The 13,842-nt window shown below is 64.6% G+C and carries 10 protein-coding genes; 4 read left to right on the top strand and 6 right to left on the bottom strand.

Features of this window, described 5'->3' with window-relative positions:
• Positions 1-136: 136 nt before the first annotated feature.
• A complete protein-coding gene (gene ilvC, locus P1U48_RS05115; RefSeq protein ID WP_301067795.1) occupies positions 137-1,159 on the top strand; it encodes a ketol-acid reductoisomerase in 1,023 nt (340 codons plus the stop codon).
• A 98-nt stretch (positions 1,160-1,257) separates the two neighbouring features.
• Here the strand turns inward: ilvC and glmM are convergent, their stop codons facing one another.
• From glmM to P1U48_RS05085, 6 genes are all read right to left on the bottom strand, one after another.
• The gene (gene glmM, locus P1U48_RS05110) at positions 1,258-2,601 is read right to left on the bottom strand and encodes a phosphoglucosamine mutase (RefSeq protein ID WP_301067794.1); all 1,344 of its coding nucleotides are present in this window, start codon (positions 2,599-2,601) and stop codon (positions 1,258-1,260) included.
• Positions 2,591-3,517 carry a dihydropteroate synthase gene (folP, locus tag P1U48_RS05105; RefSeq protein WP_301067908.1) on the bottom strand — a complete coding sequence of 309 codons (927 nt, stop codon included), beginning with the start codon at positions 3,515-3,517 and terminating at the stop codon, positions 2,591-2,593. Before folP ends, glmM begins: the two co-directional genes overlap by 11 nt.
• 80 nt (positions 3,518-3,597) lie before the next feature.
• A complete protein-coding gene (locus tag P1U48_RS05100; RefSeq protein ID WP_301067793.1) occupies positions 3,598-4,518 on the bottom strand; it encodes a dihydroneopterin aldolase in 921 nt (306 codons plus the stop codon).
• 169 nt (positions 4,519-4,687) lie between these two features.
• Positions 4,688-5,347, bottom strand: coding sequence for a cell wall hydrolase (locus P1U48_RS05095; RefSeq protein ID WP_301067792.1), 660 nt, complete (start codon positions 5,345-5,347; stop codon positions 4,688-4,690).
• Between the two features lie 156 nt (positions 5,348-5,503).
• Positions 5,504-8,086 (bottom strand): putative PEP-binding protein, encoded by a 2,583-nt coding sequence (locus tag P1U48_RS05090; RefSeq protein ID WP_301067791.1) that lies wholly within the window; start codon positions 8,084-8,086, stop codon positions 5,504-5,506.
• A gap of 83 nt (positions 8,087-8,169) precedes the next feature.
• Positions 8,170-9,885: a serine protease gene (locus P1U48_RS05085; RefSeq protein ID WP_301067790.1), complete on the bottom strand. Its 1,716-nt coding sequence runs from the start codon at positions 9,883-9,885 to the stop codon at positions 8,170-8,172.
• Between the two features lie 231 nt (positions 9,886-10,116).
• On the opposite strand from P1U48_RS05085, the gene P1U48_RS05080 reads away from it, so the two are divergent.
• Genes P1U48_RS05080 through glyS form a run of 3 tightly spaced genes read left to right on the top strand, consistent with a single transcriptional unit; the run spans position 10,117 to position 13,840 of the window.
• On the top strand, positions 10,117-11,061 hold the full coding sequence (locus tag P1U48_RS05080; RefSeq protein ID WP_301067907.1) for a glycine--tRNA ligase subunit alpha: 945 nt from the start codon (positions 10,117-10,119) through the stop codon (positions 11,059-11,061).
• Complete coding sequence (locus tag P1U48_RS05075; RefSeq protein WP_301067789.1) at positions 11,061-11,579, top strand: DUF6446 family protein; 519 nt, start codon at positions 11,061-11,063, stop codon at positions 11,577-11,579. Before P1U48_RS05080 ends, P1U48_RS05075 begins: the two co-directional genes overlap by 1 nt.
• A 29-nt stretch (positions 11,580-11,608) precedes the next feature.
• On the top strand, positions 11,609-13,840 hold the full coding sequence (gene glyS, locus P1U48_RS05070; RefSeq protein WP_301067788.1) for a glycine--tRNA ligase subunit beta: 2,232 nt from the start codon (positions 11,609-11,611) through the stop codon (positions 13,838-13,840).
• The last annotated feature ends 2 nt before the right edge of the window (positions 13,841-13,842 follow it).

Genomic DNA, 13,842 nt, shown 5'->3' with positions numbered 1-13,842 from the left:
TACGGATTCGTTGTGAATAGAGAATGAATATCCGATAAAGTGAGTGAAATCAGCAAGAGATGCAATCCAATTCGAGGCCCGAGGTCTATGCTGCGCCCAGAACCGCCGGTGACCGGCCTGCAAGGAAGGAAGAAATATGCGCGTATATTATGACCGCGATTGCGACATCAATCTGATCAAGGACATGAAAGTGGCCATCCTCGGCTATGGCTCCCAGGGCCATGCCCACGCGCTGAACCTGCGCGATTCCGGCGCCAAGAACCTGGTCGTCGCCCTGCGCGAAGGCTCGGCCAGCGCCAAGAAGGCCGAAGGCGAAGGCCTGAAGGTGATGGGCATCGCCGAGGCCGCCGCCTGGTGTGACCTGATCATGTTCACCATGCCCGACGAATTGCAGGCCGAAACCTACAAGACATACGTCCACGACAACCTGCGCGACGGCGCCGCGATTGCCTTTGCCCACGGCTTGAACGTGCATTTCGGCCTGATCGAGCCGAAGCCCAGCGTTGACGTGATCATGATGGCCCCCAAGGGCCCCGGCCACACGGTGCGCGGCGAATATTCCAAAGGCGGCGGCGTGCCCTGCCTTGTCGCCGTTGACAACGACGCCTCTGGCAAGGCGCTGGAAATCGGCCTGTCCTATTGTTCAGCCATCGGTGGCGGGCGTTCCGGCATCATCGAGACCAACTTCCGCGAAGAATGCGAAACCGACCTCTTCGGTGAGCAGGCGGTGCTGTGTGGTGGCCTGGTCGAGCTGATCCGCATGGGCTTTGAAACCCTGGTCGAGGCCGGTTACGCGCCGGAAATGGCCTATTTCGAATGCCTGCACGAGGTGAAGCTGATCGTCGATCTGATCTATGAGGGCGGCATCGCCAACATGAACTACTCGATCTCCAATACCGCCGAATATGGCGAATATGTCTCGGGTCCCCGGATCCTGCCCTATGACGAGACCAAGGCGAAGATGAAGGCGGTTCTGCGCGACATCCAGACCGGCAAATTCGTGCGCGATTTCATGCAGGAAAACATCGCCGGTCAGCCGTTCTTCAAGGGCACCCGCCGGTTGAACGACGAACACCAGATCGAACAGGTCGGCGAGAAACTGCGGGCGATGATGCCGTGGATTTCCGCGGGCAAGATGGTCGACAAGTCGAAGAACTGATCGGGGCGCTGTCCTGAGAATCGGAAAGGGCGCCCATTGGGCGCCCTTTTTTCGTTCAATTCGCGGAAGTTCCCGGCCAGCCTGCGCCAGTGCCGCGATCAAACCGCCTGTTGCACCGCGCCGATCACATTGTCGACGGCGGCCTTCATCCGGTCTTCGTCCTCGCATTCGGCCATCACCCGGATCAGCGGCTCGGTCCCGGATTTGCGGATCACCAGGCGGCCGCTGGTGCCCAACCTTGCCTTGGCGCTGGCGATCGCCTGTTGCACCTCGGCATCCGACAGCGGATCGGTGCCGGTCTTGTAGGAGACGTTCTTCAGCAATTGCGGCACCTGTTCGAACTGCGCCGCCAGGGCCGAGGCCGGCAGGCCGCTGCCAACCATTGCCGCGATGAATTGCAGCCCGGCCATCAACCCGTCGCCGGTGGTGGCGAAATCGGTCATCACGATATGGCCAGATTGTTCACCACCCAGGTTGAACCCGCCCTGGCGCATCCGTTCGACCACATAGCGGTCGCCGACATTGGTGCGTTCCAGCCGCAGCCCCCGGGCGCGCAGGTAATATTCCAGCCCGAGGTTCGACATGATCGTCGCCACCAGCGCCCCGCCCTTCAGGCGGCCCTCTTCGGACCAGCGCGAGGCCAGCAGCGCCATCACCTGATCGCCATCGGCGATCTTGCCGGTTTCATCGATCAGGATCACCCGGTCAGCGTCCCCGTCCAGGCAGATGCCGAGGTCAGCGTGATGCGCCACCACCGCCGCCGCTGCCACGTCGGGATGGGTCGAGCCGCAGTTTTCATTGATGTTATAGCCATTCGGCGAGGTGGCGATCGGGATCACCTCGGCCCCCAGTTCCCACAGCAGATCGGGGGCGGTGCGATGCGCGGCGCCATTGGCGCAATCGACCACCACCTTGAGCCCGGCCAGGCGGATCCCGGCGGGCAGCGTGGTTTTCAGCCGCTCCATGTAACGGAACCGGCCCTCGTCAATCCGCCGGGCGCGACCGATATTGCTCGCCTGCGCTGCTTCGACACCTTCGGCGACCATCGCCTCGATCTCGGCTTCGGCGGTATCCGACAGCTTGAACCCGTCGGGGCCAAAGAACTTGATGCCATTGTCTTCGGCCTGATTGTGGCTGGCCGAGATCATCACCCCCAGATCAGCCCGCATCGACACGGTCAGCAGCCCGACTGCCGGCGTCGGCACCGGGCCGAGCAACAGCACATTCATCCCGGTCGAGGTCAGGCCGGCGGTCAGAGCGTTTTCGAACATATAGCCAGAGCGCCGGGTGTCCTTGCCGATCACCACCCGGTGGTCGCGGCTATGGTCCTTGCGGAAATAGCGCCCGACAGCCGCACCGACCCGAACGGCGGTTTCCACCGTCATTGGTTCGGTATTGGCCCGGCCCCGGATGCCGTCGGTTCCAAACAGCTTACGTCCCATTTTCGTTCTGTCCCTCGTTGCCTGCCAATGCTTCCCACAACAGAAGCGCCTGCCGCGTTTCAGCGGTGTCGTGAACTCTCAGGATATGTATCCCCTGCGCGGCGCCATGCAAAGCAACGGCGAGCGATCCCGGCATCCTGTCGTCCGCCGCCTCGGCGCCACCGATACTGCCGATAAAGCGCTTGCGCGAGGCACCCAGCAGCACCGGCACACCCAAAGCGTGCAACAGGCCAAGCCCTTGCAGGAGTTTGATGTTGTGGTCTTCGGTCTTGCCAAAGCCGATGCCGGGATCGACGATCATCCTGGCGCGGTCGATGCCCGCCGCCTCGGCCACATCCATACGTTCGGCCAGATGGTCATAAACCTCGCTCAGCACATCGCGATAGTCGGCGTGATCCTGCATGGTTTCCGGATCGGCCACCGAATGCATCAGGCAGATGGGCACCGCCCGATCCGCAACCAGCGCTGCCATATCGGGGTCAAAGCGCAGGGCGGTGACGTCATTCACCATATCCGCCCCGGCATCCAGCGCCGCCGCCGCCACCGCCGCCTTGCGGGTATCGATCGAGATCGGCGTGGTGAGTCCCGCCCTGCGAAGGGCGCGGATCACCGGGGCGGTGCGGGCGATTTCCTCGGCCGCCGGCACTTCGCGGGCGCCGGGCCGGGTGCTTTCGCCGCCAATGTCGAGGATATCCACATCCACCGCCATTGCCATCGCCCGTGCCACCGCATCACTCAGGGCGAAATGCTGGCCGCCGTCGGAAAAGCTGTCCGGGGTCACGTTGAGGATGCCCATGATCCGCGGGCGATCCATCGACATATGGCAGATATCCGGACGCGGCGCGCTGAGCCGGTCGATCTGATCGGCGCGCAGGGCCGCCTCGGTGCCCAACCGGGCATCTGGCGCGGCGTCCAGCGCTCTTGACCAGCGCAGAGTCCGGCTGCCGGCCAGGGCATGCTGACCAAAGCGTTCGGCAAGGGGCAACGGATAGCCGGTCAAATCGCCGCCTCGGGATGCATCCGGCGCACCGGCATCGCCGCCTGCGGCGCCTCGGCACCGATCACCAGCAATTCGCGCGCCTCCATCAGCGCCGCGAACCAGGCCACCAGCCCGGTGGCGTCGCGCGGTTCGACACCCGGGCCATCGACCGCGTCGAGCACGATCTTTGAGGGCGCCCAAACCGAGATCTGGCCATGTTTCATCGCCCAGTCGAGTTCGGTCCGGGTGTTCACCACCACGCAGCGGCGGTCGCGCCCGGCCAGCACCCAGGCGCTCTGTTCAATCGCCAGCAGGTCGATCCGCCGCTGCGCCAACCTTGCGGCGCTGCGCGGTGTCGGCAGCTCAGAAACGCCGACCGTCAGGATCACCGGTGTCGCCGCGGCTGCCCAGCTGTCCAGCCAGCCCGACAGTTGCGGCGAGGCGATCGCCGCTTCCCCCAGATACACCACCAGCGGATGCAACCCGGCCTCAACCGGTACCTCGGCGGCCAGCGGCGCATCATCGCGCGAGCGGACAATCTCGACCCCCAGCGCCCCGGCGCCACGATCCAGCTTTTCGATGCGCACATAGACCCGTACCGCAAGCGGTTCGTGCAGGATGCGAAGCGCGATCCGTTCGGCCAGAGTTTCCAGCAGGTTCAACCGCTCGGCGTGCAATTCGGCGGCAATTGCTTCGGTGACCCGGTCATAGGACAGGATCCGGTCAACATCATCCTCGGGCGGGGCATCGGCGCGGGCGACCTCGACCACCACGTTGAAGCGCAGCCGCTGGCTGCTGCCGCGTTCGGCCTGAAACGCGCCGATATCGACCTCGGCGACATGGTCGCGCAGCGAAATCCGATCCAGCGGATCCTCACCCGACAGGGCGATGGCACGGGCCAGCGGATGGCCAAAGGCCTGACTGATCTGATCGCTCATTCCTGCCCCGCTGGCACTGTCGCATCCGTCCCTGACATGTGATGCCATTTCGCCCCGGGGGTATCAGCCCGAAACCCGGCAAACCAGTACAGATTTGCGACGCCAGACCGTGCGGCGCCTGAAATCAGCAGGACCGAGATCAGGACGGCGGAGATCAGAATAACTGGGATCAGTTCGATGACACGCGGACGTGGCGGCGATAGAAATAATGCACCCCAATCGAGGCGGTGCGGGCAAAGCGGCGAGCCCATGACGGCGAAACCTGCTTGGCGTGGTAATAGGTGGCACCATCGGTCAGGGCGCGCGGGGCGCCGGACAGCATCACCGCGGCGACCTTGCCCACCCGCTGATAGGCCCGGGGTTCGTTGATCACCTCGGCATGGCCATCACAGGTATAGGTGAACTGGCAAGCGTAAAGCTTGCCGGTGCCCTGATGGATCACCCCGCAGACCGAATTCGGAAACAGCGGGCTGTCGACCCGGTTCAGGATCACCTCGGCCACCGCAAACTGACCCTCGACGGTTTCGCCGCGCGCTTCGAAATACAGCGCCTCGGCCAGGCAGGCCCATTGATCGTCACCGCTGGCGCGCGGTTGGCTGGCCACCCAGCCCCGGCTGTATTCGACAACCGGACGGCCCAGGGTCAGCTTGCTGCTATCGGTGCGCTGCAACAGCGCCTTCAGCGAACCGCCGGGCAAGGCTTTGAGCGCCCTGCGCTCCTGGTTCAGCGTCGCAGCAAAGGGCGATTCCGCCCGGCTGGATGTGGCCGAACCCGCCACAAATCCACACGCGCAGACAGCAGCAATCAGCAAGGCAAAAAGGATACGCATGGCAGCAATAGACCCGTTTCCGAAGCCTTCCCCAAGGCAATTGGTACGTTGCGCTAGCCGAAAAAGCCAAATGGGTCCAGCCTGACGCCGATCTTTGAGCGGGACTTGGCCCGTCAGTCGGTGGGCGTATCAAGCTTATAGAGTTGAATCTAAACTTTAATCTTTGGATTTCGGCCCGGGATCACGTAACGCCAACTGCGCGGCTGCCAGCCGGGCGACCGGCACCCGGAACGGCGAACAGGACACATAATCAAACCCGGCCTGACGGCAAAAGGCAATTGATTCGGGGTTGCCGCCATGCTCGCCGCAGATCGACAAGACAAGGTCCGGTCGCGCGGCCCGTCCGCGGGCGGCACCGATTTGCAACAGCTCACCGACCCCGTCGACATCGAGCATATGGAACGGGTCTTCGGGGAACACGCCCTGCTGCACATAATCCGACATGAATCGCCCGGCATCATCGCGCGACAAGCCATAGGTCATCTGCGTCAGGTCATTGGTGCCAAAGCTGAGGAAGGCCGCGAAAGGCGCGATTTCACCGGCACGCAGGGCGGCGCGCGGGGTTTCGACCATCACCCCCAACTTGAACTCAAAGGCGCGTCCGGTTTCGCGGCGCACCGCCGCCGCAACCGCGTCGATCCGGGTCTTGACCAGTTCGACCTCACGCATCGCGCTGACCAGCGGGATCATGATTTCGGGGATCACCGCCGCGCCCTTGCGCCCGGCGGCCACCGCCGCCTCGAATATCGCGCGGGCCTGCATCTCATAGATCTCGGGCACCGTGATCCCGAGGCGCACACCACGCATCCCCAGCATCGGGTTGTATTCGCTCAGCGCCTCAATCCGGTGTTCGACATCCGAACGCGGCAGATCCAGCGCCTCGGCCAATTCCCGGATCCCGGCCTTGTCGGAGGGCAGGAATTCATGCAGCGGTGGATCGAACAGACGGATACAGACCGGGCGGCCCTCCATGATCCGGAACAGGTCGATGAAATCGGCACGCTGCATCGGCAGCAGGCGATCCAGCGCCGCGCGCCGGTCCTCGGCGCCATCGGCAAAGATCATCTCGCGCATCACCGTCAGGCGGCTTTCCTCAAAGAACATGTGTTCGGTGCGGCAGAGGCCAATGCCTTCGGCCTGGAAATTGCGGGCGGTCTGGGCATCGGCGGGGGTGTCGGCATTGGCCCGCACCCCGATGTCGCGCACCGCATCGGCCCAGCCCATCAGGCTCTGGAACACATCGTCCTGGATCGCCTCGATCATCGGCGCCTCACCGGCCAGAACCTGGCCTGAGGTCCCATCAACGGTGATCATGTCCCCGGCCTTCAGCTGCCGCCCGCCCGCGGCCATGATCCGCTCGCCGCGCAGCGAGAACTTGATATCCGAAGCGCCCACCACACAGGGCAGACCCAGCCCGCGTCCGATCACCGCCGCATGGCTGGTGATGCCGCCGCGTTCGGTCAGCACCGCCACCGCCGCATGCATGCCGCGAATATCCTCGGGCGCGGTTTCGCGGCGCACCAGAATACAGGCCTCGCCCCGCGCCGCGCTGGCCTGGGCGGCGGCTGCGGAAAACACGATCCGGCCACTGGCGGCGCCAGGGCTGGCAGCAATGCCGCGTGCGATCACGTCGCGCGGTGCGCCCGGGTCGATCTGCCGGTGCAGCAATTCGTTCAGCGCCCGCGGTTCGATCCGCAGCAGCGCCTCTTCCTTGGGGATGATTCCATCCTCGGCCAGCTTGACCGCGATCCGTACCGCCGCCCGCGACGAACGCCGCACCGGCACCCCGTCAAGGACATGCACCCGGCCATTGTCGATGCTGAATTCGGTCTGCATCTCTTCACGCAGACGTTCGCGCATCAGCCTGGTGTAGGCGATCAGCGCCTCAAACGCCTCGGGCGCCTGATCCTCGAGCGAGGGGCCACGGCTGTCGCGCTCCAGATAGACCGCCCCCGCCTCATCGCTCAGCGCCTCGCGGCCCTGGCTCTGGCTGCGGTAACGACCAGTGACCCGGGGCAATCCGGTGGCCGAGCTGACCAGTTGAATAACGCCTGAGCCGCTTTCGCCCGGCCCCAGCCCCAGTGCCATCTCCTGGACCACCAGCCCCAGGCCGGCATCTGCGGGCGCGCCCTTGGCCTGGCGCAGCAATCGGGCGGTGGTGCCCTCCCAGGCCCGGGCCATCGAGCGCAGCACTGCGGCCAGTTGCACCCCGGGGTCTTGGGGAAACGGCTCATCCGTCTCGGCCTCATAGGCGGCCAGTGCCGCCGACAGCCCATCCCGGCCGTTTAGCGCCAGATCGTCGAACATATCCGGATCCAGCCGGGCAACATGGATCGAATAGGATTGCACGAACCGCAGGTAAAGCTGCGTCGCCGCCTCGGATCCGATCGTTTCACACAGGTCGATATAGGCCGCATCGTTCAGCCCGATGTTCAGGATCGCGCCGGGGCCGCCCCAGTCGGAGACCTCGGACGAGGGGCGCACACAGAGCAGCGGCAGCTCGCCGAAATGCGACAGCAGCAGATCAGCGTCGAGCTTGTCGCCATGGGCAATGCCACGCACCGCCCGGAACGACAGCGCCACGGTGCGCGGCACCGGCAGATCGAGGCGCACCAGACGCTGCAGGCATTTCGCCCGCCCGCCATGGGTCTGCGTCGTCACCGGCGCGGTTGGGGTAATCAGGGTGAGGTCGGCTTCGCTATGCTGCACTGCGGCACCTTTCGGGAATTGCGGCAGCATAATCCCCCGGTCTCACCACGCAAGTTATGATTTTGTCTTTGCAGGGCGCAGCCCCGGCAGATGCCGGGCGCGCCCTGCGCGGATCATTCCCAGCAACTGACCAGAACGGTCATCTGTTGCCCGATCTTGGTCAGGTCCTCGGGCGCCAACAGGCCGCCGGTGCCACCGCGTGTCGCCGCGACACCCGCCGATTCCAGCGCCGCCAGCACCGCGTCGGTATCGGCAATAAAACTGACACCCTGCGGCAGCTTCCGGCTGCCCTGCGTCGCCGGAAGCAGCACGCCCAGGACCGCGCCCGCCTGATCCAGCACCGGGCCACCGGCATCGCCAGCACGGCCCACCAGGTCCAGCCGCCAGCGGTCGGATTCCCCGTCGAGCCCGCGGAATTCGGCCAATTGGCCAAAGGTCAACGTCGGTGCGCCCAAGACCCCCTCATAGGGATAGCCCGACACCGCGACATCGGAATTCAGCCGTGGCACAGCCGAGGCAAAGCGCGCCGATCCGATTGGCGCCACCGCGCTGGTCGGCCGCAGAATCGCCAAACCGGTGCTGGCATCAATCGCCGCCACCTGCGCCTCGGTGCCCTGATCCAGGGTGATCCGGCCACAGGATTGCACCGCTTCGGCCACCGTCACCACCGTTCCGGATTGATCCGCATAAAAGCCAGAGCGTGACAGCCGCGGCTTGCGCACCTCAAGGCCCGAGACCAGATCGATGCGTTGATCCTCGCCCAGCCCGGCAGAAGCCTCGAGCACCCCGGCCAGCGGCTGGAACGAGCCGCGCATTTCGCTGAGCAGGCGCAGTCGGCGTTCTTCATCCCCGGCGGGCCAGACCAGGGTGAATCCCTTGATCTGGCCATTTTCCAGTGCCGCCTCGGTATAAGACACCATACGGGCGTCTTCACCGATCAGGGTAAAGGCCGTGTCCTTGCGTTCTCGGGGGCCATTTTCCGGCACGATTTCAAGCGTCTGCATGATCTCGTAGAGGCCGGCCAGGGTCGCCGCATCGCCCTCTTGCGAAATCAGCACCACCTGGGCGGGAATATCGCCGGTCGGGCTGAAATGGGCGAACGGCGCCTGATAGCTGTCGTGTTTCACCACAGCGGTCGGCAGCAGCATATCGATCCCGGCGCGGTCGTCACGCACCCGGCGCAGCCCCAGCCCGTCGAGCACGGAATTATATTGTTTCAGCAATTCGGCACGCTGCATCGTGGTCAGGATGCCGGTCGGCTCATGGCCATTGGCGCGTTGCCATTCGGCCATCGAGCGACGGGTGCCGGAGCCAAAGGCACCGTCGATCCCGGCATTGTAATAGCCGGCCCACTTCAGCATGACCTGCAATTCCATCCGCTCTTCGCGGCTCAATTGCGCCTCGCTGCGGCGGGCCTCGGCGGGGGATTCATCCGGCAGGGCCACCGGCTGTGGATCAGCGGCAGTGGATGGTTCCGAGGTGGCCTGGTCGGGTTGCGTTGGCTCTGGCGGCACGGCGGCGGCACTGCCGGTGCTGGCCCCGACCGGATAGAACTGCTGCTGAAACGCCGACGCAAAGGCGATATAGCTGTCGCGCGGGATCGCGCCCTCATTGCGCAGCACGAACAGCACCCGCCCGGCATCGTCACGGGTATAGGGGCCAAGCGCCACCGCATACCAGCCGCCGCCAAGCGAAAATCCGTTCACATCCTGCAACCGGGCTGCGTAGTTGCGAATGCTGGCCTGCGCATCCGCCAGGGTTGGCTGGGCCTCGATCTGAACCCAGACCAGCTCTTGCTGGGCGACGGCGGGTCGCGCCAGAAACGTCATCGCCAGAATAACTGCTGTGAAAAACCGGGTCGCCGTAAAAAATCGAGTCAGTGCCAAATATCGAGTCATTGCCAAATACAGCCTCTTGCAGACGTCTTTTATTGCTCGGGTTCCCCGTCTTAACAAATCTCTCGGCGGGCGCACCCAAAATCTGCGCGAGCGGCGCGGCATTTGTTGACCCTTATCGCCCATCGGCATAGGCAGGGCGCCGGAATGGCAGGTGAGGCAACGATGGCCGAGGCAACGACACGACCGAAAAGTTTTCAGGAGGTCATCCTGCGGCTGCAGGCCTATTGGGCCGCCCGCGGATGCGCGATCCTGCAACCCTATGACATGGAGGTCGGGGCGGGCACCTTTCACCCGGCGACCACCCTGCGCGCACTTGGCTCCAACCCCTGGGCGGCGGCCTATGTGCAGCCCTCGCGCCGCCCCACCGATGGCCGCTACGGCGAGAACCCGAACCGGCTCCAGCATTATTACCAGTACCAGGTGCTGATCAAACCCAGCCCGCCGGATCTGCAAGAGCTTTACCTCGGCTCGCTGCAGGCAATCGGGATCGACATGGACCTGCATGACATCCGCTTTGTCGAGGATGACTGGGAAAGCCCGACTCTCGGCGCCTGGGGGCTGGGCTGGGAGGTCTGGTGCGACGGCATGGAAGTCAGCCAGTTCACCTATTTCCAGCAGGTCGGCGGCCATGATTGCCACCCGGTCTCGGGCGAGCTGACCTATGGGCTGGAGCGCCTGGCGATGTATGTGCTGGGCGTCGACCACGTGATGGAGATGCCCTATAACGATCCGCAATCGCCGATCCCGCTCAGCTATGGCGATGTGTTCCGGCAGACCGAACAGGAATATTCGCGCTGGAATTTCGATGTCGCCGACACCGAGGTGCTGCTGCGCCACTTTGAAGAAGCCGAGGCCGAATGCGCCGCGATTCTCGCCGAACCCTTTGCGGATCCCAAGACCGGCAAGCGCATCGTGATGGCGCATCCGGCCTATGACCAATGCATCAAGGCCAGCCACATCTTTAACCTGCTCGACGCGCGCGGGGTGATCTCGGTCACCGAACGCCAGGCCTATATCGGCCGGGTGCGGACCCTGGCCAAGGCCTGCGCCGATGCCTTTGTGCAGACCGAGGCCGGGGGCTGGCAGCCTGCGGACAGCGCCGCATAATGGGCCGCATCCTGGCCATCGTGATCATTGTCGCCGCGCTCGCCACCGGTGCCGCAGTCTATTATCTGCAGGTCTATGCCTTTTACGAAGAGATCGCCGCCAGCGGACCCGGTGACGTGGTGCTGACCCCGATCACCGGCGGGGCGCCGGTCGCCATCCCGGTGCGCGGCTTCCGCGCCATCGATTCCGACAGCTCGCCGATCCGCTATCGCGCCTGTTTCACCAGCGATCTGAGCGCCGAGGCGCTGAAGGCCTATGCACCCTACCCCGGCGCCGAGCCGCGCAATGCACCAGGCTGGTTCGATTGCTTTGACGCCGACGCGATTGGCGCGGCGCTGGCTGACGGACAGGCGCAGGCGTTTCTGGCGATCGAGAACATCCATTACGGCATCGACCGGGTCATCGCCATTCTGCCCGACGGACGCGGCTATGCCTGGCACGAGATCAACTCTTGCGGCGAGGTGGTGTTTGACGGACAACCCGCGCCCGAGGGCTGCCCGCCCGCGCCTGCCAATTGACCTGACCACGACCCGCTGAAAGCGAAACCATGCCCGACCTTCTGATCGAACTTTTCTCCGAAGAAATCCCGGCCCGGATGCAGGCCGGTGCCGCCGAGGCGTTGAAGAAACGGATGACCGACGGTTTGGTCGAGGCCGGGCTGACCTATGGCCATGCCGGGGTCTTTCACACCCCGCGCCGCCTGACCCTGGCGATCGAGGGGCTGCTCGCCGAAAGCCCGACCCAGCGCGAGGAACGCCGCGGCCCCCGCGCCGACGCCCCCGCCAAGGCGATCGAGGGGTTTCTGCGTGGCGCCGGGCTGACCCGCGACCAGGTCGAGGAACGCAGCGACAAGAAGGGCAGCTTTCTGTTCGCGGTGATCGAAAAGCCGGGCCGCCCGGCGGCCGAGATCGTCGCCGAGGTGCTGACCGACACGATCCAGAATTTCCCCTGGCCGAAGTCGATGCGCTGGGGGGCGGGCAACCTGCGTTGGGTGCGGCCGCTGCATTCGATCCTGGCGATCCTGACCACCGAGGCCGGGACCATCGTGGTGCCCTTCACCCTCGAAGGGCTGGAGGCTGGCACCAAGACCAGGGGGCATCGTTTCATGGCGCCGGACGCGTTTTCTGTTTCCTCGTTCGAGGATTACGCGGCCAAGCTCAAGCGCGCCTTCGTGGTTCTTGACCCGCAGGAACGCGCCGATCACATCTGGAACGACGCCACCAATGCCGCCTTTGCCGCCGGGCTGGAGGTGGTCGAAGACCCCGGCCTGTTGGCCGAAGTCGCCGGATTGGTCGAATGGCCGGTGGTGCTGATGGGCGAAATCGGCGAGGACTTCCTTGAGCTGCCGCCCGAAGTTCTGCGCACTTCAATGAAAGAACATCAGAAATTCTTTTCGGTGAAAAACCCGAAAACCGGGCGCATCGAACGCTTTGTCACCGTCGCCAACCGCGAGACCGCCGACCAGGGCGCCACCGTTCTGGCGGGTAATCAAAAGGTGCTGACGGCCCGGCTGTCAGATGCAAAATTCTTTTGGGAGAATGACTTGCGGGTCGCAACCAAGGCGCAGATGCAACCTTGGCTGGATCAGTTGGCGCAGGTGACCTTTCACGCCCGGCTCGGGTCACAGGCCGAACGGATCGCCCGGATCACCGCGCTGGCCCGCGATGTCGCGCCGCTGATCGGTGCCGAGGTGACGCTGGCCGAAACCGCCGCCTCGGTGGCCAAGGCCGATCTTTCCTCGGAAATGGTCTATGAATTCCCGGAACTACAGGGACTTATGGGGCGGTATTACGCCAAGGCCGCGGGCCTGCCCGAGGCCGTCGCCGCCGCCTGCGAAGAGCATTACGCGCCACTCGGCCCCTCCGACGCGGTGCCGATGGCCCCGGTCAGCCAGGCGGTGGCGCTGGCCGACAAGATCGACACCCTCACCGGCTTCTGGGCGATGGACGAGAAACCGACCGGGTCGAAAGACCCCTACGCCCTGCGCCGCGCCGCGCTGGGGGTGATCCGGATTCTGCTGGACAGCGGTCACCGGGTGAATCTCGACCGGTTGTTTGATGCGCAATTGTTGCGGCATCGGGTGAAGATCGACTCAGATGATGCTGATACCGATGAGATTTCCGCGCTTGATGATATCCTGGATGAAATCGCCGATCACGGGGTGTTCGGCGCCGCGATCCGCACTGTGATCGAACGGCTGGGGGGCGATCTGCCCTTCCTCAATCGGTTGGTGAGCGAGGTGCCCGATGCCTCGACCGACCTGCTCGGGTTCTTTCATGACCGCCTCAAGGTGCATCTGCGTCAGGACGGGATGCGCCATGACGTGATCGACGCTTGCCTGGCGATGCCGGGCAATGACGATCTGGTGCTGCTGGTGCGCCGCGCCACCGCCCTGTCCGCCTTCCTCGCCTCGCAGGAGGGCGACAATCTGTTGCAGGGCTTCAAACGGGCCAACAACCTTCTGAGCCAGGCCGAGGCGCAGGACGGCGTCGCCTATGAATATGGCGCCGATCCGAAATTCGCCGAGACCGAGGAAGAGCGCGCGCTGTTCACCGCGCTGGCCGCCGCCCGCCCAAAAATCGACACCGCCCTGCAGGCCGAGGATTTCGCGACGGCGATGGAGGCGATGGCCGATCTGCGGCCGTTCATCGACGGGTTCTTTGAAGCGGTTCAGGTCAATGCCGACAGTGCAATTGTGCGGCGTAACCGTCTGAACATGCTGCATACGATCCGCGAAACCTGCCTCAAGGTCGCCGATCTGACCCGGCTGGAAGGCTAAGC

It is taken from the genome of Pseudooceanicola sp. (assembly GCF_029213205.1).
GTDB lineage: Bacteria > Pseudomonadota > Alphaproteobacteria > Rhodobacterales > Rhodobacteraceae > Pseudooceanicola.
The sequence above is the reverse complement of the archived record's forward strand: the minus strand, read 5'-3'. Positions and strand labels throughout refer to the sequence as shown.